The organism is Streptomyces sp. NPDC052773, from assembly GCF_044547145.1.
In the GTDB taxonomy this organism is placed as follows: Bacteria; Actinomycetota; Actinomycetes; order Streptomycetales; family Streptomycetaceae; genus Streptomyces.
This window is the reverse complement of the sequence record NZ_JBITZX010000012.1, coordinates 83,421-104,019: the sequence shown is the minus strand read 5'-3', so window position 1 is coordinate 104,019 and position 20,599 is coordinate 83,421. Positions and strand designations below refer to the sequence as shown.

General features: G+C 74.2%; 21 protein-coding genes. 14 read left to right on the top strand and 7 right to left on the bottom strand.

The window, feature by feature from the left end; all coding sequences use genetic code 11:
* The first annotated feature begins 157 nt into the window (after positions 1-157).
* The 4 genes from ACIG0D_RS25125 (at position 158) to ACIG0D_RS25110 (ending at position 3,606) form a co-directional block, all read left to right on the top strand.
* A complete protein-coding gene (locus ACIG0D_RS25125; protein ID WP_399804909.1) occupies positions 158-958 on the top strand; it encodes a slipin family protein in 801 nt (266 codons plus the stop codon).
* A gap of 88 nt (positions 959-1,046) precedes the next feature.
* Positions 1,047-2,414 carry an alkaline phosphatase PhoX gene (locus ACIG0D_RS25120; RefSeq protein WP_399804906.1) on the top strand — a complete coding sequence of 456 codons (1,368 nt, stop codon included), beginning with the start codon at positions 1,047-1,049 and terminating at the stop codon, positions 2,412-2,414.
* Positions 2,415-2,517: 103 nt separating this feature from the next.
* Complete coding sequence (locus tag ACIG0D_RS25115; protein WP_399804903.1) at positions 2,518-3,399, top strand: polysaccharide deacetylase family protein; 882 nt, start codon at positions 2,518-2,520, stop codon at positions 3,397-3,399.
* 18 nt (positions 3,400-3,417) lie between these two features.
* Positions 3,418-3,606: a hypothetical protein gene (locus ACIG0D_RS25110; protein WP_166002848.1), complete on the top strand. Its 189-nt coding sequence runs from the start codon at positions 3,418-3,420 to the stop codon at positions 3,604-3,606.
* Between the two features lie 111 nt (positions 3,607-3,717).
* Here ACIG0D_RS25110 and ACIG0D_RS25105 read toward each other — a convergent pair whose 3' ends face one another.
* Both ACIG0D_RS25105 and ACIG0D_RS25100 read right to left on the bottom strand, forming a co-directional pair.
* Positions 3,718-4,389, bottom strand: a complete 672-nt coding sequence (locus ACIG0D_RS25105; RefSeq protein WP_399805281.1) for an ABC transporter — start codon at positions 4,387-4,389, stop codon at positions 3,718-3,720.
* 23 nt (positions 4,390-4,412) lie between these two features.
* Positions 4,413-5,309, bottom strand: coding sequence for an ATP-binding cassette domain-containing protein (locus tag ACIG0D_RS25100; protein WP_399804899.1), 897 nt, complete (start codon positions 5,307-5,309; stop codon positions 4,413-4,415).
* 45 nt (positions 5,310-5,354) lie between these two features.
* Here ACIG0D_RS25100 and ACIG0D_RS25095 point away from each other — a divergent pair, with 45 nt between their 5' ends.
* Complete coding sequence (locus tag ACIG0D_RS25095) at positions 5,355-6,098, top strand: peptidyl-tRNA hydrolase (RefSeq protein ID WP_399804896.1); 744 nt, start codon at positions 5,355-5,357, stop codon at positions 6,096-6,098.
* A gap of 330 nt (positions 6,099-6,428) precedes the next feature.
* On the opposite strand, the gene ACIG0D_RS25090 is transcribed toward ACIG0D_RS25095, so the two are convergent.
* Positions 6,429-6,866, bottom strand: a complete 438-nt coding sequence (locus tag ACIG0D_RS25090) for a hypothetical protein (protein ID WP_399804893.1) — start codon at positions 6,864-6,866, stop codon at positions 6,429-6,431.
* 204 nt (positions 6,867-7,070) lie between these two features.
* Here ACIG0D_RS25090 and ACIG0D_RS25085 point away from each other — a divergent pair, with 204 nt between their 5' ends.
* The 5 genes from ACIG0D_RS25085 (at position 7,071) to ACIG0D_RS25065 (ending at position 12,452) form a co-directional block, all read left to right on the top strand.
* Complete coding sequence (locus ACIG0D_RS25085) at positions 7,071-7,214, top strand: hypothetical protein (protein ID WP_399804890.1); 144 nt, start codon at positions 7,071-7,073, stop codon at positions 7,212-7,214.
* A 160-nt stretch (positions 7,215-7,374) separates the two neighbouring features.
* The gene (locus ACIG0D_RS25080) at positions 7,375-8,229 is read left to right on the top strand and encodes a DUF1206 domain-containing protein (RefSeq protein ID WP_399804888.1); all 855 of its coding nucleotides are present in this window, start codon (positions 7,375-7,377) and stop codon (positions 8,227-8,229) included.
* Positions 8,230-8,372: 143 nt separating this feature from the next.
* Positions 8,373-9,698, top strand: coding sequence for a DUF692 domain-containing protein (locus ACIG0D_RS25075; RefSeq protein ID WP_399804885.1), 1,326 nt, complete (start codon positions 8,373-8,375; stop codon positions 9,696-9,698).
* 195 nt (positions 9,699-9,893) lie between these two features.
* Positions 9,894-10,709, top strand: a complete 816-nt coding sequence (locus ACIG0D_RS25070; protein ID WP_399804883.1) for a TIGR04222 domain-containing membrane protein — start codon at positions 9,894-9,896, stop codon at positions 10,707-10,709.
* Between the two features lie 156 nt (positions 10,710-10,865).
* A complete protein-coding gene (locus ACIG0D_RS25065) occupies positions 10,866-12,452 on the top strand; it encodes an alpha/beta hydrolase (RefSeq protein WP_399804880.1) in 1,587 nt (528 codons plus the stop codon).
* A 108-nt stretch (positions 12,453-12,560) separates the two neighbouring features.
* On the opposite strand, the gene hemQ is transcribed toward ACIG0D_RS25065, so the two are convergent.
* Entirely contained in the window at positions 12,561-13,286 is a 726-nt protein-coding gene (gene hemQ / locus ACIG0D_RS25060; RefSeq protein WP_365763354.1) for a hydrogen peroxide-dependent heme synthase, read from the bottom strand.
* Between the two features lie 5 nt (positions 13,287-13,291).
* Positions 13,292-14,746, bottom strand: a complete 1,455-nt coding sequence (gene hemG, locus ACIG0D_RS25055; RefSeq protein WP_399804876.1) for a protoporphyrinogen oxidase — start codon at positions 14,744-14,746, stop codon at positions 13,292-13,294.
* 160 nt (positions 14,747-14,906) lie between these two features.
* Between hemG and ACIG0D_RS25050 the strand changes: the two genes are divergently transcribed.
* Positions 14,907-15,887, top strand: coding sequence for a DUF4349 domain-containing protein (locus tag ACIG0D_RS25050; RefSeq protein WP_399804874.1), 981 nt, complete (start codon positions 14,907-14,909; stop codon positions 15,885-15,887).
* Between the two features lie 27 nt (positions 15,888-15,914).
* Entirely contained in the window at positions 15,915-17,312 is a 1,398-nt protein-coding gene (locus ACIG0D_RS25045) for an FAD-dependent oxidoreductase (protein ID WP_399804871.1), read from the top strand.
* Between the two features lie 103 nt (positions 17,313-17,415).
* Here ACIG0D_RS25045 and ACIG0D_RS25040 read toward each other — a convergent pair whose 3' ends face one another.
* Positions 17,416-17,679 (bottom strand): hypothetical protein, encoded by a 264-nt coding sequence (locus ACIG0D_RS25040; protein ID WP_399804868.1) that lies wholly within the window; start codon positions 17,677-17,679, stop codon positions 17,416-17,418.
* Positions 17,680-17,787: 108 nt separating this feature from the next.
* Here ACIG0D_RS25040 and ACIG0D_RS25035 point away from each other — a divergent pair, with 108 nt between their 5' ends.
* Positions 17,788-18,612, top strand: coding sequence for a rhomboid family intramembrane serine protease (locus ACIG0D_RS25035; protein WP_399804865.1), 825 nt, complete (start codon positions 17,788-17,790; stop codon positions 18,610-18,612).
* A 9-nt stretch (positions 18,613-18,621) separates the two neighbouring features.
* Here the strand turns inward: ACIG0D_RS25035 and hemE are convergent, their stop codons facing one another.
* Complete coding sequence (hemE, locus tag ACIG0D_RS25030; RefSeq protein ID WP_399804862.1) at positions 18,622-19,677, bottom strand: uroporphyrinogen decarboxylase; 1,056 nt, start codon at positions 19,675-19,677, stop codon at positions 18,622-18,624.
* Between the two features lie 114 nt (positions 19,678-19,791).
* Here hemE and ACIG0D_RS25025 point away from each other — a divergent pair, with 114 nt between their 5' ends.
* Positions 19,792-20,460 (top strand): DUF3000 domain-containing protein, encoded by a 669-nt coding sequence (locus ACIG0D_RS25025; protein ID WP_399804859.1) that lies wholly within the window; start codon positions 19,792-19,794, stop codon positions 20,458-20,460.
* The last annotated feature ends 139 nt before the right edge of the window (positions 20,461-20,599 follow it).

Below are 20,599 nucleotides of genomic sequence, written 5' to 3'. Positions count from 1 at the left end.
GGTCGGCCGGGGCCTCCCAGGCCCCGGCCGACCGCCGGGCCCTTTTTCTCCGCCGTCTCGGCACCCGCCCCCTCACCCTCTCTCATGGCCCCCACCCCATCCCCGGGCATATCGTTGCAGCATCGGGCATCTCGGACCTCTGAGTGAGGGGGTCGCCATGGTGGAGGAGCTGCTGACCGCGGCCGCGGCGGTCGGGTCCGCGGGGGTGGTGTACGTCGCGGCGGCGGCGCGGATCGTGAAGCAGTACGAGCGCGGGGTGGTCTTCCGGCTGGGCCGGCTCATGGGCGACGTACGCCAGCCGGGCTTCACCATGATCGTTCCGATCGTCGACCGCCTCAGCAAGGTCAACATGCAGATCGTCACGCTGCCGGTGCCCGCCCAGGAGGGCATCACCCGGGACAACGTGACCGTGCGGGTGGACGCCGTGGTGTACTTCCGGGTGATCGACGCGGCCAGCGCGCTGGTCAAGGTCGAGGACTACAAGTTCGCGGTCTCCCAGATGGCCCAGACCTCGCTGCGCTCGATCATCGGCAAGAGCGAGCTCGACGATCTGCTGTCCAACCGGGAGAAGCTCAACGAGGGCCTGGAGCTGATGATCGACAGCCCGGCCGTGGGCTGGGGCGTCCAGGTCGACCGGGTGGAGATCAAGGACGTGTCGCTGCCGGAGACCATGAAGCGGTCGATGGCCCGGCAGGCCGAGGCGGACCGCGAGCGCCGCGCCCGGATCATCAACGCCGACGCCGAGCTGCAGGCCTCCAAGAAGCTCGCCGAGGCAGCCCACCAGATGGCCGACGCGCCCTCCGCGCTCCAGTTGCGACTGCTCCAGACGGTGATGGCGGTGGCGGCGGAGAAGAACTCCACCCTGGTGCTGCCGATCCCGGTGGAGCTGCTGCGCTTCCTGGAACGGGGCGCCGACGCGGAACCCGGGCACCGGCCTCCGCCCGCCCTCGACACGTGAAGGTGCTACGCGCGTTGTTCCCGTGACGCGAACCAGATGGTAGACACAGCGGATCAACTGTCCTGTCCGCCAGCAGGAAGGTTCCTCCATGTCTGTGACCCGCCGTCAGGTCCTCTCCCGCACCGGTGCCCTGGGAGTGGGCATCGCGTTCACCGGCGCCGTCTCCGAGCTGTTCGCGGGCACGGCCGCCGCCCAGGAACTGGGCCACACCGGCTACGGTCCGCTCGTCCCCGACCCGAACGGCCTGCTCGATCTGCCGGAAGGTTTCTGCTACCGGGTGCTGTCCCGTGAGGGCGACCCGCTGCGCTCCGGCGAGGGCCCGGTGCCCTCCAACCACGACGGCATGGCCGCCCTGCCCGGCCGCGGCGGCCGGGTGCATCTGGTCCGCAACCACGAGAACCGCGCGACGGCCCGCCTCGGCGTCCCCACCGTCGACGGCCTCACCTACGACCCGGCGGGCAAGGGCGGCTGTACGGCCCTCACCCTGAACGCCCGGGGCGACGTCCTGGACGAGCGGGTCGCCATCGCCGGCACCGCCGTCAACTGCTCGGGCGGCCCCACTCCCTGGGGCACCTGGCTGACCTGCGAGGAGACCGAGGACAAGGCGGGCACCAACGGCTACGCCAAGGACCACGGGTTCATCTTCGAGGTCGACCCGGCCGACCCCCGCCGCACCGGAGCGGTCCCGCTGACCGCGATGGGCCGCTTCCAGCACGAGGCGGTCGCCGTCGACCCGAGAAACGGCATCGTCTACGAGACCGAGGACGCCTTCGTCCAGCCCTTCGGCCTGTTCTACCGCTTCCTGCCGCACAAGCCGCTCGGCGGCACCGGTGCCCTGCGCGCGGGCGGACGCCTCCAGGCGATGCGGGTCCCGGACGTGCCCGACCTGTCGGCCGTCCAGGAGCCCGGCGCCTGCTTCGACCGCGTCGAGTGGGTGGACGTACCGGACCCGCTGGCCGCCCAGACCCCGGTCCGCCTCCAGGACTACGGCAGGAAGAGCATCACCCGCGCGCAGAAGCTGGAGGGCTGCTACTGGGGCGGGCGCAGCGTCTACTTCGTGTCGTCGTACGCCCGCAGCCGGGAGGGCTCGGCCGCCGACCACTTCGGGCAGATCTGGCGCTACGACCCGGACAAGCGCCGCCTCACCCTGGTGATCGTCTTCGGTCCGGACACCGACGTGCAGCTGCCCGGTGAGTCCCCGGACAACATCTGCCTCGCCCCCAGCGGCGGCCTGATGGTGTGCGAGGACGGCGACGGCGGCCAGCACGTCTTCGGCGTCACCCGCAAGGGAGAGGTGTACCCGATGGCGCGCGGCCGGCAGAACATCGGGACGGAAGAGCAGCCGGAGTGGGGCGAGTTCGCGGGTGTCGCCTTCTCCCCCGACGGCCGGACGATGTACGTCAACTGCTACCGGCCCGGCACGACCTTCGCGGTGACGGGCCCCTGGCGCCGGTAGCGTCCGGCCCCGCCCGTCCGGCCGGGTGACTTCCGGCGGACGCCGAGCGCACCGACGGCGACGCGGGCCCGTTTCACCCCCTTCGCCCGCTTACGTTCGTACGATGATCCTTCCAGTACGACCCGTAGGACCCGTACGCCTCGTACGACGTGTCGCCGCCGTCTGTGCGCTCGGCGCCGCCCTCGCCTCGCTGGCCGCGTGCGGCGCCCCCGAGGCCGCCCGCACCGTCTCCCGGGGCGCCCCGCCCGCGTCTTCCGCGCCCGCCGTGTCCCGGCCGCCCACCCTCGCGCCGGGTCCCGGCGGGCTGACGCCGGTGTTCCACCACGGCGCCCGCAGGGACGACGACAAGACCGTCGCGCTCACCTTCGACGCCGACATGACCGCCGACCAGGGGCCGAGGGCGGCGGCGGGCGAGCGGTTCGACCATCCGCGGCTGATCGCCACGCTGCGGACGCTGAAGGTGCCGGCCACCGTCTTCATGACGGGCCGCTGGGCCGAGGAGTACCCGGCGCAGGCCCGCTCCATCGGCCGCGACCCGCTCTTCGAGGTCGCCAACCACTCCTACAGCCACTACGCGTTCACCGAGGACTGCTACGGCCTGCCGACCGTCACCGAGGACCGGATGCGAGCGGACGTGGAGCGGGCGTACGCCGCCTTCCGCGCGGCGGGCGTGCCGGACGCGAAGCCGTACTTCCGCTTCCCCGGCGGCTGCTACGACCGTCGGGCCCTGCGCGCGCTGAGCGGCACCGGGGTGACGGCCGTGCAGTGGGACGTGGTGAGCGGTGACGCGTTCTCGACGGACGCCGACGCGGTGGCCCGGCAGGTGCTGGACGGGGTGCGGCCCGGCTCGGTGGTGGTCCTGCACTGCACGCGCAGCGCCGCCCCGACGACCGAGGCCGCGATCCGCACGATCGTGCCCGAGCTGCGCCGCCAGGGCTACCGCTTCGTGAAGGTGTCGCAACTGATCGGGTCCGCACCGCGCTGACCGGCCTACGCTGGAGGTATGAGCGAGGCCGAGGTCAACGACTACTGCCTGATCGACGCGACCAGGCCGCCCAGGGCGGACGGGCCGCCGTACGCGGAGTGCGTGCTGTGCCGGGAGCCGACGGAGTACCCCGAGTCGTACAAGGGGATCACGCTCTGCCCGGTCTGCGAGTGGCAGGAGGCCCAGCGCACCGCGTGCTCGGGCTGATTTCCGGCCAGGGGCTGATCTCCGGCTGGGGCTGATCTCCGGCTGGGGCTGATCTCCGGCTCGGGCCGTTCTTCGGCTCGGGCCGTTCTTCGGCTCGGGCCGTTCTTCGGCTCAGGCCGGTCTTCGGGAGGCCAGCGCGCTCGCGACGGTGGTCGCGCCCACCGCGAGCAGCGCCGCGCCGACGAGCGGCAGCAGTGGCGTGGGGACCGTGCCCGAGCGCGATCCGGTGACCAGGCCGCTGACCGCCGCGTTCGCCGGGGAGCCGGTCACCACCAGCGCCAGCAGCGCGGCGAGCAGCAGCGCGGGCACCGCCCGGCCGGTCGAGCGCAGCACCGGGCGGCTGGTGAGCGCGCCGACGGCGGTGCCGAGCAGGGCGCAGGCCAGCGTGGCGAGCAGACCGGCCGTGCCGGCCGGGAGCCGGGGCACCCGGATCTGCCCGTCGGCACTCGCCGGATCGCTGATCAGCGTCACCACGAGGGTGGCGGTGGCGCCCAGTGCGGTCGCGGCCCCGAACGCCACCAGCAGCGAGGCGAGGTGCGCCCGCGCCGGTCCGGCCGCCGCGGCGGCGCAGGCGCGCGCGGCGGCGGGTTCCCCCTCGGCGCAGATCCGGGTGAGCCAGGCGGCCACGGGGAGCAGGGCGGCGGCCGCGTACCCGAGGGAGTCGAGCACCGGTTGCCCGCCCTGGACACTCACGGCCAGGAAGACGGCGTAGAGGATGAACGGCGGCAGCCAGCGCTGTGACCGCGCGAGCAGCGCGGCCTGGTAGCGGAGCAGGGCGGGCAGGCCGGTCAGGGTGGTCAGGCCGGTCATCGAGGGCTTTCCGGGTCGGCGGGGGTGACGGGCGCGACGGGAGGGACGGGGGCGCGCACGGAGACGATGTGCCAGGGCGGGGACGCGGTCAGGAGGACGCGGAGCAGCACGTCCGAGTGGGTGGCGGGGGCGGTGAGCACCTGGGTGCCGCCGCCGGTCCCGGCGGCGGTGACGATCCGCCCGGCCTCGGCGGGCAGAGGCGCGCCCGGTGGGCCCTGCGCCTCGACGACGACCTGCGGGCCGGTGGGCAGGGACGCCGCGGTGTCGTCCGTACGACGGCGGTGCAGGGCACCATCGCGGACCACGTACACGGCGTCGGTCGCACCGGCGAGCCGCCGCGGGTCGTGGTCGACGAAGACGACCGCGCCCCCGGCGGCGGTCCGCTCGGCGACGGCGCGTTCCAGTTCCTCCCGTGCGGCGGCGTCCAGGCCGGTCCAGGCCTCGTCCAGCACCAGCAGCTCGGGGTCGGCGAGCAGGGCCTGGGCGACGGCCACCTTCTGGCTGCTGCCCTTCGACAGCTCCCGCAGGGGCACGTGGGCGTACGCCCCGGCGCCGAAGCGCTCCAGCCAGACGCCGGCGGCACGGTCGGCCGCCGCGCGGGAGAGGCCGTGCACGGCACCGAGGTGGCGCAGGTAGGCGACGGGGGTGAAGGGGAGGGCCGGGGGGAAACGCTCGGGGACGTAGGCGGTGCGGGGGCGGCCGGTGATCCGGCCCTCGGTGGGCGCGTCCAGGCCCGCGAGGAGGCGGAGCAGCGTCGACTTCCCGGTGCCGTTGGCGCCCTCCACGCGGATCAGGGCACCGGGCGGCACCGACAGGTCGACGCCGCGCAGCACCCAGGAGCCGCGCGGACCATAGCGGCGGCCCACCCCCTCCAGCCGCAGCTCCCGCCTCATACGGCCCCCCTGTCCCCCGATCTTCCGCCTGGCAGACTGAAGAACGTGACACACGACGCCTCCGTTCCCGACTCCCCCGTGCCCGGCGACTCGCCCTTCCGCTTCGCCCGCTCGCCCCGCGACGCAGCGCCGCAGTTCGTACTGCCCCTCGTCGTCCGCATCGAGCGCGCCGCGCCCCCGGCCCGCACCGACGCCCTCGAGACGGCGGCCCGCGCGGTGCTGGTGATGCTCAGCGACGAGCGGTCGGTCGGTGACGGGGAATGGGCGCAGGCCGTGCGGGACTGGCAGGACGCGCGGATCCGCAAGGTGGTCCGGCGGGCGCGCGGCGCCGAGTGGCGCAAGGCGGCGGCGCTGCCCGGGATCACGGTCACCGGGAAGACGGCGGAGGTGCGGGTGTTCCCGCCGGTGCCGCTGGACGGCTGGCCGAAGGAGCTGGCCAAGCTCCAGGTGTCCGGTACCGAACTCGACGACCCGGAGCCGCCGGTCGCCGCCGACCGGGGAACGCCCGTGCTGTGGCTGAACCCCGAGGTGGGGATGTCGGCCGGCAAGGCCATGGCCCAGGCCGGGCACGGCGCCCAGCTCGCCTGGTGGGAGCTGGGCGACGAGGACCGCACGGCCTGGCGCGAGGCCGGTTTCCCCCTCGCCGTGCGCACCGCCGACCCGGCGTACTGGCGCGACCTCACGACGAGCGGGCTTCCCGTGGTCCGCGACGCCGGTTACACCGAAGTCGCCCCCGGCTCCTGCACGGTGGTCGCGGACCACCCGGCCCTGCGCCGACGCCAGACCTGAGCCCGGACAGGGCGGGCCCCGGACAGGGGCGGGCCCCCGGACAGGGCGGGCCCCGGACAGGGGCGGGCCCCCGGACAGGGCGGGCCCCGGACAGGGGCGGGCCCCCGGGCAGGGCGGGCCCCGGACAAGGGTGGGGCCCCGGACAGAGGTGGGAGGCCGTGCCCCCCTTAGCCGGGGCCGACTCGCCCGGCCTCGCCAGGGAGCACCCCGGCGCCCCCGCCCGGATCGCTCACGAGCGGGGCCGTAAGTGCCGTGCCGTGGGGTGAGGGATCGGTCGGTGGGTCTGCCGGCAGCCCGGCAGGGGACGTGGGGGGCGCGGCGTTCGGGCGGTCAGATGCGGCCCCCGGTCATGCGGGTGATCGGGCCTTGGCCGCTGCGCTCGACGAGGCGGCCGGCCACGAAGGACGCCGTGGCCAGGGCCGTCACGCCCGTCGCGGTTCCGGCCGCGATGAGCCGGCGGTTCTTGACGACCGTCCACGCGGTGGTGGCGGCCGAGGCGACCTGGCCCGCGGCCGACACCACGGTGTCCCGGGTGCCCGCGAGCGCGGTGCCCGCGGACGTCACCGCCCGGGATGCCCCGGCGGACGCCGACCGGGCGGCCCGCGCGGCGGTGGCTCCCGACGACGCGGCCTTCTCCCCCGCCTTCGTCGCGGCCTTCGCGCCCGCCGCCGTCGACGACGACGTCTTCTCGGATGCCTTGGACGCGGCCGTCTTCGTCGTACGGGCGGCGCGTCCCGTCTTGCCTTCCTGCTCCTGTGAGTTGGCCATGGAGTGCGCGTTACCGCATCCGCCGCCGGCAAACTCGGCCGGCCGGCACGGGCGGCTCTGCGTTCGACCGCGTCACGCGGGTAGACGGGCGGAGAGGAGCCGAGCGCTTCTTGCCGCACCACACTCACGACGCACGACACGACTCACGACGCAGACACGACTCACGAGTCACGAGTCACGAGTCACGACTCAACGGAGGTTGTCATGCCCGGCATACTCGACCGGATCAAGCGCTACAGCCGCACCCCCCAGGGCCGGCGGACCATCGCGTCGGCGCGCCGCGCCGCGTCGGATCCCCGCACCCGCGCACGGGCCCGCACGTTCCTCGGCAGGCTGCGCCGTCGGTGACCGCCGCCTCACACCCCGTCCGCACCGCGAACCCACGCGTGCGGGCGGCGGCGGGCGCATATCCCGCCCCGGCGGGGGCATCCGGGCTCCTGCCGGTAATCGAACACCGCCGGGGCGGGTCGACGACGGGAGGGCAGCGGCCATGGCGACGGGATCGTCCGTGACACGAGGGGGCCTGAGGGCCCGCCTCCGCGCATCACGCGGCGCGGGAGCCGCCGGGGCCCGCCGGGCGGCGAACGGTTCCGTCGTCGACACCGCGGCCCGCTGGGGTCTGGTGGCGCGCGGCACCATCTATCTGCTGATCGGGGTGCTGGCGCTGCGCATCGCCGACGGCGGCGGTTCCAGGGAGGCGGACAGCAGCGGAGCCGTACAGGAGCTGGCCCGGCAGCCGTTCGGTGAGGCGCTGGTGTGGGCCATCGGCGCCGGTCTGCTCGGCATGGCCCTGTGGCGGTTGTCCGAGGCCGTCTTCGGGGCGTCCGGCCCGGACGGCCGCAAGGCGTCCAAGCGTGCCCTGAACGCCGGGCGCTGTGTCTTCTACGGTTTCGTGGCGTTCTCCGTGCTGACGTTCGTGACCTCCTCGAAGAACAGTGAGGGAAGCGACGCGAAGTCCCGGGACCTGACCGCGCGGGCCCTCGAACTCCCCCTCGGCCGCTGGCTCGTGGGCCTCGTGGGCCTGGTCGTCCTGGGCGTCGGCATCGGGATCGGCGTGCGCGCGGCCCGGCGTACGTTCCACAAGCACCTCAAGAAGGCCCAGATGTCCCGGCGGGTCCGGCACGTCGTGGACGTCCTCGGGGTCACCGGCGGAGTGGCGCGCGGCCTCGTCTACGCGGCGGCCGGCGTCTTCGTACTGATCGCCGCGGTGGACTACGACCCCCAGAAGGCCAAGGGCGTGGACGGCACTCTGCGCGCCCTCACCGACACCCCGGCGGGGCCCTGGCTGCTCGGCCTGGTGGCGCTCGGTCTGGCCGTCTTCGGCCTGTTCTCGATCGCGCTGGCCCGCTACCGCAGGGTGTGACCACCGGCCGCCGGACCGGGCCTCGCAGCCGCTCGCACCGAACCTCAAATGTTGCTCTGAAGGTGCCTGCGCGAGGGTTCGAGGCCCGGGGCCGGGGCCATACCCCCCTCACGCCTGCTGGAGAACGTGGAAGTGGGGGGACCATGCGGCGACTGGGAACGGGAATCGGATGGCGGCCGGAGATCGCGGACGCCGTGGAGGCGATGCCGGGCATCGACTGGGTGGAGGTCGTCGCCGAGAACGTCTGCCTCGGCCATCTGCCCGACTCGCTGCGGCGGCTGCGGGAGCGCGGGGTGACCGTCGTACCGCACGGCGTCTCCCTCGGCCTCGGCGGCGCGGACCGTCCGGACCCGGACCGGCTCACGGCGCTGGCCGAGCGGGCCGAGGCACTGGGCGCGCCACTGGTCACCGAGCACATCGCGTTCGTCCGCGCGGGCGGCCCGCTCACCGCGTCGCCATGGCTGGAGGCGGGGCATCTGCTGCCGGTGCCGCGCACCCGGGACGCGCTGGACGTGCTGTGCGAGAACGTACGGATCGCGCAGGACGCGCTGCCGGTGCCGCTGGCGGTGGAGAACATCGCCGCGCTGATCTCCTGGCCCGGCGAGGAGATGACCGAGGGTCAGTTCCTGTACGAGCTGGCGGACCGTACCGGCGTCCGTCTGCTGATCGACGTGGCGAACCTGCACACCAACCACGTCAACCGCGGCGAGGACCCCGCCAAGGCGCTCGCCGAACTGCCCCTGGAAGCCATCGCGTACGTCCATGTCGCGGGCGGCTTCGAGCGCGACGGGGTCTGGCACGACAGCCACGCCCACCCCGTCCCGCGCCCGGTCCTCGACATCCTGACCGACCTCGCCTCCCGGGTGTCACCTCCGGGCGTGCTGCTGGAGCGGGACGAGAACTTCCCGGAGCCGGCGGAGCTGGAGGGGGAACTGAGGGCGATCCGGGAGGCGCTGGCGGAGGGGCGGGCGCGAGCGACGGCCGCTCCGGCACCGGCCTCGACCGCCTCTGCCGCAGTCCCCGCGACCGACTCACCCGCCTCTGCCGAGACCTCCGCGTCCGCCCGGGAACGCCTCGCTCTCGCCCAGACCGCCCTCCTCTCCGCGCTCGTCGCCGGGACACCGGCCCCGGAGGGGTTCGACCGGGTGCGGCTGGGCGTGCAGGCGCGGGCGCTCGCCGGGAAGCGGGCGGGCGTCGTGGGGAAGGTGGCGCCGGAGCTGCCGGCACTCCTGGGGGACACGTACCGGACAGAGTTCCTCGCCTACGCCCACAGCCGCCCGATGGCCGGCGGCTACCGGCGTGACGCCCTGGACTTCGCCGAGCACCTGCTGCGCTCCGGCCGGCTGGAGGCGCGGGTACGGCGCGAGGTGCGGGCGTGGTGGCGCGAGCGGTCCGGCCCGGTGCCGTACTCGGCGCGTCCGGCGGTACGGCTCACCCGCGGCGCCCGCCGGGTGCTGCTGCGGTGCTGACCGGCAACGGCTCCCCGTCGCCGTAGTCGGACGCCCGACACCCGGCCTTTTTACGGAAGTTGGCGTAGACCTGACGATGATGTGCCGGCCCCCGCCGGGGGCGCACGCGAAACGGAACGTCACATGCCGACAACGCTCCGTCCGGATAGTGAACGGGGCATGGCGTTCATCGGACCGCTGACATAGAAACACCGCATGTTCTGGGTCCTGCTCCTGCTGCTCGCCTGGGCCGCCGCCGGCGCGGCGTGCACCTCGCTGTGTCTGGCCGCCGCGCGCACGACCGGGGCGGCCGACGTGACCGGGACGCACGATCTGACGCTCTACGAGGCCGCGTTCCTGTCCGGCGGTCCGGCCCGGGTCGCCGATCTCACCCTGGTCTCGATGGCCCGTCAGCGCCGGCTGCTGCTCGCGCACACCGGCTGGGCGACCGTCGTCGACCCGCGCGGGCGGGACGAGATCGAGCGCTGGGTGATAGGGGCGATCGGCCCGGAGGGGCAGTCCCCCATCGCTCCGATACGGGCCGCCGCTGCCGCCACCGACGCGGTGCGCGGGCTCGCCGACCGGCTGGTCCGCGCGGGTCTGGCCGTGCCGGCCGGGGCCCGGACGTCGGTCGCGGCGGGCGTCCAGCGGGTGCGCGCCGCCGCCGTCGCCGTGGTCGTGCTGGGCGTGACCGCGCTGCTGCTGCCCGGTGAACCGGGGTTGGCGCGCCCGCTGATCGCCTTCTGGTTCGCGCTGCCGCTCACCCTCTCCCTGAGCTGCCTGATCCTGGCGCGCATCGAGGCGCACCCGTACTCGCGATGGGCCTCCCCGGCCGGGCAGCGCCTGCTGGCCGCACTGCCCCGGCACCCCGGCGGCTCCACCGGCTCCGGCGACTCCCCCGGCCACGCCGAAGACCGCGCGTACCTCACCTCGGTCGCCGTCCACGGCATCCGCGCGGTCGGCGAACCGGACCTACGGGCGGCGTTCGCCCGGCGCGGACCGTCCTGGTCCGACCGACCCGCCCTCGGCTGACCGCCCGTTCCCCGAGCCGGCGCAAACCCCCGGCAGACCTGTTCGGGGGGCGCGTGGAAGCACGGACGCCGACACCGGCCCGCCGGTGCTTGCCTTCGCCGACCCCCGAACGAAACATCCCTTTTGTCGCTGCCGCGCACCGAAAGGGAGTACGCGATGAGAGCTGCCGCCCTCTACACGGCCGCGGGGTCCCTGCTGCTGACCACCCTCGCCGCCGCCCCCGCCGGCAGCGCACCCGGCACGCCGGCGCCCCCGGAGGCGAACGGCACCGCGGTGGCCGTCGCCCGGGCGGCGGCCCAGGGCGTCGAGTTCGGCCCGTGCGCCGACGACGGCCAGGACCTGCCGGGCCGGATGGAATGCGGCACCGTACGCGTCCCGCTCGACTACGCGCGGCCGGGCGGCCGGCAGATCGAACTCGCCGTCAGCCGGGTCCGGGCCACCCAGCGCGACCCGAACAACAGCAAGCGCAAGGTGCCCCGGCAGGGCGCCCTGGTCTTCAACCCCGGCGGCCCCGGCGCCTCCGGCTTCCACTTCCCGCTGGTCGGCATGCTCCCCGAGTGGAAGCGGATCGGCGCCGCATACGACCTGGTCGGCTACGCCCCGCGCGGCGTCGGCCGCTCCGCCCCGCTGTCCTGCCGGGACCCGAAGGAGGTCTTCAAGGGCCCCACCCAGGCACCGACCCATCCCTCGGAGTCGTACAAGCGGGAGCGCATCGCGCAGGCGAAGACCTACGCGCGCGGCTGCGCCGAGCGGTCCGGGGACGCGCTGCGCCACTACCACTCCCTCAACAACGCCCGCGACCTGGACGTGCTGCGCGCGGCGCTCGGCGAGGAGAAGCTGACGTTCCTCGGCTCCTCGTACGGCACCTACTTCGGCGCGCTGTACGCCACGCTGTTCCCCTCGCACGTCCGGCGGATGGTGTTCGACTCGGCGGTGAACCCGGACCCGGCGCGGATCTGGTACCACAACAACCTCGCCCAGTCGGCGGCGTTCGAGGGGCGCTGGACGGATGTGAAGGAGTGGATCGCCCGCCACCACGGCGTGTACGGGCTGGGCGAGACCGAGGAGGCCGTGCAGCGCAGCTACGACTGGGCGCGGGCGCGGCTCGCCGCGGAGCCGGCCGGCGGGAAGGTCGGTCCGGGGCAGTTGCAGAACCTGTTCCTCCAGGCCGGGTACTACGACGACTACTGGCCGACGCGGGCGCACGCGCTGTCGGCGTATCTGAAGGGCGACCCGCAGCCGCTGATCGATCTGGCCGCGCCGCACCGGGAGGCGGCGGTCGAGGCGGAGAACGCGAGCGCGGTCTACACGGCCGTGGAGTGCAACGACGCGCCCTGGCCGACGGAGTGGGAGGTGTGGGACCGGGACAACAGCCGGCTGGCGCGGGTCGCACCGTTCGAGACGTGGGACAACGTGTGGATGAACCTGCCGTGCGCGTACTGGCAGGCGCCGCGTCAGCAGCCGCTGGACGTGCGCACCGGGCCCGGTGAGTTGCCGCCGACGCTGATCCTGGCTGCGGAGCGGGACGCGGCGGCGCCCTATGAGGGGGCGTTGGAGCTGCACCGGCGGCTGTCGGGATCGGTGCTGGTCACCGAGCGGGACGCGGGGACGCACGGGATCGCCGGTGGGCCGAACGCGTGCGTCAACGGCTATGTCGAGGCGTATCTGCTGGAGGGACGGCTGCCGGTGCGGCGCGCCGCGTGCGCGCCGCATCCGGAGCCGAAGCCCCGGGCTGCTCGCTGAGGCCGTCCACCGGTCGTACGGGGCCGGTCGCGCCCACGCGGCCAAGCCGCACGTCGACGCGGCCCCGCGCCCCTCGCCGGGAACGGGGAGCCCGCGTCGAACGGTTCGCTAGGCCAGCCCGGCCACGAGGTCGGCGACCGACTTCCTGCGGCCCGTGAAGAACGGGACCTCCTCGCGGACGTGGAGGCGGGCCTCCGAGCCGCGCAGGTGGCGCATGAGGTCGACGATGCGGTACAGCTCGTCGGCCTCGAAGGCGAGGATCCACTCGTAGTCACCGAGGGAGAACGAGGCGACGGTGTTGGCGCGCACGTCGGGATAGCCGCGGGCCATCTTCCCGTGGTCGGCGAGCATCCGGCGGCGGTCCTCCTCCGGCAGGAGGTACCAGTCGTAGGAGCGCACGAACGGGTAGACGCTGACGTAGTCGCGGGGCGTCTCGTCGGCGAGGAACGCCGGGATGTGCGAGCGGTTGAACTCGGCGGGACGGTGCAGCGCCATGTTGGACCACACCGGCTCCAGGGAGCGGCCCAGCTTCGTGCGGCGGAAGAGGTTGTACGCCTCCTGGAGCTGATCGCTGGTCTCGGCGTGCCACCAGATCATCAGGTCGGCGTCGGCGCGCAGACCCGAGACGTCGTAGGTGCCGCGGATCGTCACGTCCTTCGCGGCGAGCTGGTCGAACAGCTCCTGGACCTCTTCGGCGTAGCCCGCGCGGTCCTCGGGGAGGACGTCCTTCAGCTTGAACACGGACCACAGGGTGTAGCGGATGACCTCGTTGAGGTCCTTGGCCAGCTTGCCCTTGTTCGGGATCCGGCCGGTGGTGGTGGCGTCGTCACTCATGTCCCTCATTCTCCCGCTCCGCCGTGCAGGCTCTGCACCGGGTGGGCGGTGAGCTCCTCCACAGCGCGCAGGTCACCGCCGAGCCGGTCCACCGCGGCGTACGCGCTCGCGACGCACGCGGGGACGCCGACGCCGTCGTAGACCGCGCCGCACACGGCGAGGCCGGGAAGCCCGGCGAGGTGCTCGCGGATGCGGGCCACGCGCGCGTGGTGGCCGACCGGGTACTGCGGCAGGCCGTCGTCCCAGCGGGTGACGCGGGTGGCGACCGGGGCGGCATCCAGGCCGGTGGCCGCCGCGAGGTCGTGGCGGGAGACGGCGACCAGGTCGGCGTCGTCGCGGCCGAGGATCTCCGTCTCGCCGTAGCGGCCGACCGAGGTGCGCAGGACCACCGTCTCCGGGTCCTCCTCGGCGATCCAGGCCCACTTGTGGGAGGCGAACGTGGACGCCTTGATGGTGCGGCCGTCGACCGGGGGGACCAGGAAGCCGCTGCCCTCGGGGAGGCGGACGTCGGCGCGGCGGTAGGCGAGGGTGATCAGGGCCATCGACGCGTACTCCACGGCGGACAGTTCGGCCGCGGCGGCCGGGGCCTCGGCGCGCAGCAGGCGGGCGGCGGCCGGGGCGGGGACGGCGACGATCACGGCGTCCGCGTGCAGCGTGCGGTCGCCGGCGGTGATCCGCCAGCCGGCGTCGGTCTCCCGGCGCAGCTCGGTCACCGGTGTCCGGGTCAGGATCTCGCCGCCGCGGGAGCGCACCGCGTCGGCGACCGCGAGGGGCAGGGTGCCGACGCCGCCCTGAAGGCCCATGAAGACGGGACCGGTGCGCGGGTTGGCCGCCGCCTTGGCCTGGATCTCGCGCACCGCCTCGGTGAGCGAGGTGTGGGTGCGGGCGGCCTCGAAGAGCTGGGGGACGGCGGAGCGCAGGGAGAGGCGGTAGGCGTCGCCCGCGTAGACCCCGCCGAGCAGGGGTTCGACCAGGCGGTCGACGACCTCGCGGCCCAGCCTGGCCGCGACGTACTCACCGACCGCGATGTCGTCGCCGACCTCGGTGCGGGGCAGTTCGGCGTCCCGCTCGATGCGGCGCAGGCCCTCCTCGGAGAGCACGCCGGAGAGGGCTTCGGCGGTGCCGGGGACGCCCATGACGTGGCCCTTGGGCATGGGGCGCAGGGCGCCGCGGGTCCACAGCGCGGCGGTGGTGGTGGCGGGCGGCTGGAGCCGGTCGGCGAGGCCCACCTCGCGGGCGAGGCCGATCGCCTCGGGGCGGCGGGCCAGCAGGGACTCGGCGCCGAGGTCGACCCGCACGCCCGCGATCTCGCCGGGCAGCAGCTTGCCGCCGACCCGGTCGGACGCCTCCAGCACGGTCACCCGCGCCCCGCGCTCCAACAGCCGGTGGGCGGCGGTCAGCCCGGCGATCCCCGCTCCGATGACGACGACCCGTCCGCCGTCGCTCCGTACTCCGCTCATGCCCTCCACCTTCTCAGACGCCACTGACAGCGGAGCCGACGGGCCGTGTCCCGGCCGAGGCCCGACCGTGACCGGTTCGAGGCCGGGCCGGCCAAACGTTCGCCGCCGTCCGTGCGTCACAGGAACGTCCGTCGCACCGAACCCCGGGGGGTACACCCGCATGCGCACACGACACTCCGCACGACGACCCGTCCGGTTCCTCGCCGGGCTGCTGCTGGCCACCGCCCTCGCGGCCACCGGATGCAGCGGCGGGGGCGACGCGACCGCGTCCGGCGGCGACAAGGGGGCCAAGGCCGCCGACGCCGGGGCGGGGTACGCGGAGGGCTCCTCCGGCAGCGGCTCCCAGGCCGCCCGGGACAAGGCGCCCAAGCCCGCCGCGAGCCACGTCATCCGCACCGCCTCCCTGACCGTGCGGGTCGAGGACGTGCCCCGGGCGCTCGCCGAGACGCGCGCGGTCGCCGAGGGCGCGGGCGGCCATGTCGGCCAGGAGACCACGCACCGGGACGACGAGGAGGAGTACACCGAGCTGGTGCTGCGGGTGCCGGTCGACCGGTACGAGGAGGTGCTGGAGGACCTGGAGGGCACGGGCCGGCTCCTGGAGCGCACCGCGAAGGCGCAGGACGTCACCGAGCAGGTCGTCGACGTGGAGAGCCGCATCCGCACCCAGCGGGCCAGTGTGGAGCGGATCCGGGCGCTGATGGAGGAGGCGACGAAGCTCAGCGACGTGGTGACGCTGGAGGGCGAACTGAGCAGCCGCCAGGCGGACTTGGAGTCGCTGCTCGCCCGGCAGGCGTCGCTGAAGGACCGGACGAGCCTGGCGACCATCACCGTGTCGCTGACCGAGTCGCCGGCGGCGCGGGACGCCGGGGACGACGACCCGGGTATCGGGGACGCGCTCGGGGGCGGCTGGGAGGCGTTCGTGGGGACGCTGCGCTGGATCGTCGTGGCGTTCGCCGCGGTGCTGCCGTTCGCCGCGCTGGCGGCGCTGCTCCTGCTGGCGTGGCTGCGGCTGGTGCGGCCCCGGCGGGCGCGCCGCGCGGCGGAGCCGGACGGGACGGGGATGACGGCGCTCGGCCCGCTTCCGGAGAGCGGCGGGCAGAGCGGCGGGGCCACCGGTGGGGCGGCGGGCGACCGCGACTGAAATGCCGGGCCCCCGTAGCGTGTTCGCATGAACATGAGCCGTTCGAGGGGTGCCCGGCAGCGTCTGGTGGTGATCGGCGGGGACGCCGCGGGGATGTCCGCGGCGTCCCAGGCCCGCCGTCTCAAGGGCCCCGAGGAGCTGGAGATCGTCGCGTTCGAGCGGGGCCACTTCACCTCGTACTCGGCGTGCGGCATCCCGTACTGGGTGGGCGGCGACGTCGCCGGACGCGACGAGCTGATCGCCCGCACGCCCGAGGAGCACCGGGCGCGCGGCATCGACCTGCGCCTGCGCACCGAGGTCACGGAGATCGACGTGGACGGGCGGCGGGTCCGCGCGCGGGACCTCGGGTCCGGGGCCGAGTCCTGGACGCCGTACGACCATCTCGTGATCGCCACCGGGGCGCGGCCCGTCCGGCCGGACATGCCCGGCATGGACGCGCCCGGGGTGCACGGGGTGCAGACCCTCGACGACGGGCAGGCCCTGCTGGACACCCTCACGGGCACGCGGGGCCGCCGCGCGGTGGTCGTCGGGGCGGGGTACATCGGCGTGGAGATGGCCGAGGCGCTGCTCCGCCGCGGCTACGAGGTGACCGTCGTCAACCGGGGCAGCGAGCCGATGTCCACGCTCGACCCCGACATGGGCCGGCTGGTGCACGAGGCGATGACGGGCATGGGCGTCACCATGGTGGACGACGCCGAGGTGACGAAGGTGCTCACCGGGGAGGACGGCCGGGTCCGCGCGGTGGCGACCGAGGACGCCGAGTATCCGGCGGACGTGGTGGTCCTCGGGATCGGGGTACGACCGGAGACCAGCCTCGCCCGCGCGGCGGGCCTGCCCCTCGGCGCGCACGGCGGTCTGCTGACCGACCTCGCGATGCGGGTGCGCGGCCACGAGAACATCTGGGCCGGCGGCGACTGCGTGGAGGTGCTGGACCTGGTCTCCGGCCGGGAGCGGCACATCGCGCTCGGCACCCACGCCAACAAGCACGGCCAGGTCATCGGCACCAACATCGGCGGCGGGTACGCCACGTTCCCCGGTGTCGTCGGCACCGCGGTCAGCAAGGTCTGCGACCTGGAGATCGCCCGCACCGGTCTGCGCGAGAAGGACGCCCGCCGCGCGGGCCTGCAGTACGTCGCGGTCACCATCGAGTCCACCAGCCGCGCGGGCTACTACCCCGGCGCCTCCCCCATGACCGTGAAGATGCTCGCCGAACGCCGCACCGGCCGCCTCCTCGGCGTCCAGATCGTCGGCCGGGAGGGCGCGGGCAAGCGCGTCGACATCGCCGCGGTGGCGCTGACCGCTGGGTTGACCGTGGAGCAGGTGGCCCACCTGGACCTGGGGTACGCGCCGCCGTTCTCCCCCGTGTGGGACCCGGTGCAGGTCGCCGCGCGCAAGGCCGCGGCGGCGGTGCGGGAAGCGCCGTAGGGGGTGCGGTTTCGTCGCCGGGTGCGGGTCGTGGGTGGCTGGTCGCGCAGTTCCCCGCGCCCCTTTCGGAACGGGCACCGACAACCCGCACCCCGCAGAACCCCTACGCCGACCCGCTCACCCTCGGCAAGGAAGCCACCGAGGCCGCCTGCTCCGGCCTGGCATGCGCCGCCGCAGGCACCCGCGCGGAGCGCAACCGATGGCTCACCGCCTCGTCCAGCGTCACCGGCCGCTGCATCTGCGCGGCCAGCCGCCCGGCCTCCTGTCCCAGCCGGGCCACGTCCTCCCAGGGGAGCCGGATGACGAGGGCGAGTTCCGCCTCGCCGTCGGGCAGGGCGTGCATCGGAGGGGTCACACGGTCGCTCATCGCCTGTTCCTCACGTCGTCGCGGCAGAGACGGTCGCCGGAACATACGTACGCCTGAACCGCGCCGTTCAGGCGTATTCGCCGCGCGCATCCCGGGCACTACTCCCTTGTGGTCATCCCCGTCCATGACGTGAACCCGGCGCGCCGCACGCCCTGGGTGACGTACGCGCTGATCGCCGCCAACGTGCTGGCGTTCCTGTTCATGCCCGGCCTGGCCGGTTCCGTGGCCGGGGACACCGCCCTGGCCCAGCAGTGCCATCTGCACGCGTTCCTGGACCAGTACGCGGCGGTGCCGCAGGAGCTGGTCCACCATCGGATGCCGCGGCTTGTGCCGACCGGCGAGGCGGCGGTGGGCCCGGAGGGGCCGGGCTGCGTGGTGGCGCCGCCGGACTACGACAAGTCGCCGGAGCTGAGCGTGCTGAGCGCGATGTTCCTGCACGGCGGCTGGCTGCATCTGCTCGGCAACATGCTGTTCCTGCTGATCTTCGGCAACAACATCGAGGACCGCATGGGCCATGTCCGCTTCGCGCTGTTCTACCTGGTGTGCGGCTACGCGGCGACGTACGGCTTCGCGCTCCTGAACGCCGACTCGGGCGAACCGCTGATCGGCGCGTCCGGGGCGATCGCCGGGGTGCTCGGCGCCTATCTGGTGCTGTATCCGAAGGCCCGGGTGTGGGTCCTCGTGCCGTTCCTGATCTTCCTGCCGCTCAGGCTGCCGGCCTGGCTCGTGCTGGGCTTCTGGTTCGGGCTCCAGGCGGTGTACTCGTCCGGCGAGGGCGTCTCGGACGCCGGCACCGTGGCGTACGCGGCACACATCGCCGGCTTCCTCGCCGGGATGCTGCTGGCCTGGCCGCTCAGGCCGGGCACGCCACCGCCGCCGGAGCCGCGCGGCCTGCTCTTCGGCAGGCAGGCACGGCCCCGGCACACCTGGTGAGCCGTCTGGTCAGCGGGCGGTGCGGGTGTGGACGTAGTCCACGAGGCGGGTCAGCGCGTCCGGGTCGGTGGACGGCATGACGCCGTGCCCGAGGTTGAAGACGTGGCCCTCGAGGCCGGCCGCCGTGTCCAGCACCTCGCGGGTCTTGGCCTCCACGGCCTCGGTGGAGGCGAACAGGACGGTCGGGTCGAGGTTGCCCTGGAGCGCCTTGCCGGGGCCGACCCGGCGGGCGGCCTCGTCGAGCGGGACGCGCCAGTCGACGCCGACGACGTCCGCGCCGGCCTCGCCCATGAGGCCCAGCAGCTCGCCGGTGCCGACGCCGAAGTGGATGCGCGGGACGCCGTAGTCCTCGACGGCCCGGAAGACCTTCGCCGAGGCGGGCAGGACGGAGCGCCGGTAGTCGACGGGGGCGAGGGCGCCGGCCCAGGAGTCGAACAGCTGGACCGCCGAGGCGCCCGCCTCGATCTGCACCTTCAGGAACGCGGCCGTGATGTCCGCGAGGCGGTCGAGCAGGTCGGCCCACAGCTCGGGGTCGCCGTACATCATCGCCTTGGCGTTCTCGTACGTCCGCGAGGGGCCGCCCTCGACGAGGTAGCTGGCGAGGGTGAACGGGGCGCCGGCGAAGCCGATCAGCGGGGTGGCGCCCAGCTCGCGGGTGAGCATCCCGATGGCCTCGGTGACGTAGGAGACGTCCTCGGGGGTGAGGTCGCGCAGCTGCGCGAGGTCCGCGCGGGTGCGGATCGGGCGCTCGACGACCGGGCCGACGCCGGGCTTGATGTCGAGGTCGATGCCGATGGCCTTGAGCGGGACGACGATGTCGCTGAAGTAGATCGCCGCGTCCACGCCGTGCCGGCGCACCGGCTGGAGGGTGATCTCGGTGACCAGCTCGGGCCGCATGCAGGACTCCAGCATGGGGATGCCCTCGCGGACCTTGCGGTACTCGGGCAGCGAGCGCCCGGCCTGCCGCATGAACCACACGGGCGTGTGCGGCACGGGTTCGCGCCTGCACGCCCTGAGGAAGGCGGAGTCGTACGTCGCGGAAGGCTGCGTCTGGTTGGCACTCACGGGGCAAGTTTCGCACGGCGTGCGAACCGGCCCGGCCGGGCCCCGGGGACGCCGGTGCGTCCGGCGGGGTGTCTCTCCCTGCGCCGGGCGCCCGTTCCGCTTAATCTTCCCCGCATGGCTGCGGCTCAGGGACGACTGTCGGACGGCGCTGGCGGAATGGACGACCCGAAGGAGAAGGATCTGCATACGGGCGAGGCGGCTCCGCCGGTCTTCCGGGCCGCCGTCGACGCGCTGCGGTCGGCGCGGCTGCGCCCGCAGGTCGAGGTCGAGCCGACGAGGGCCCCGCAGCGGCTCGCGCCGTTCGCGTACGCGCTGGAGGCGGCGGTCGTCGACGGCGACCAGGACCTCGCCGACGGCCGGCTGGTGCTGCTGCACGACCCGGCCGGGCACGACGCCTGGCAGGGCACGTTCCGGCTGGTGACGCTGGTGCGCGCGGAGCTGGAGCCGGAGATGGCGGCCGATCCGCTGCTGCCGGACGTGTGCTGGTCGTGGCTGACCGGGGCGCTCCAGGCGCGCGGACTGACCTACGGCGAGCCGAGCGGCACCGTCACCCGGGCCAGCTCCCACTACTTCGGCGGGCTGGCCGCGCGCCCGGCCGCCTCGCAGATCGAGATCCGGGCCTCGTGGACGCCGCGGGAGGGGCTGGGCGGGGTGCCGGACACGGCGGGGCATCTGGCGGCCTGGTGCGATCTGCTGGCTCAGGTGGCCGGGCTGCCGCCGGCCGGTCCGGGTGACGCGTCGGTGGTGACGTTGCCGCAGCGGCGCGGCCCGCAGTCGCGCTGACCAGCGCCGCACGGACCGTCGTTTTGTCGATACGGCCACTTTCAATCAGGAGTAGTCACTCGAACGAACCGATTCGTTCACCGAACGATCGACAGGGTGTCCGAATTGCACCGATTGCTACTCACTAGATCGTGATCAT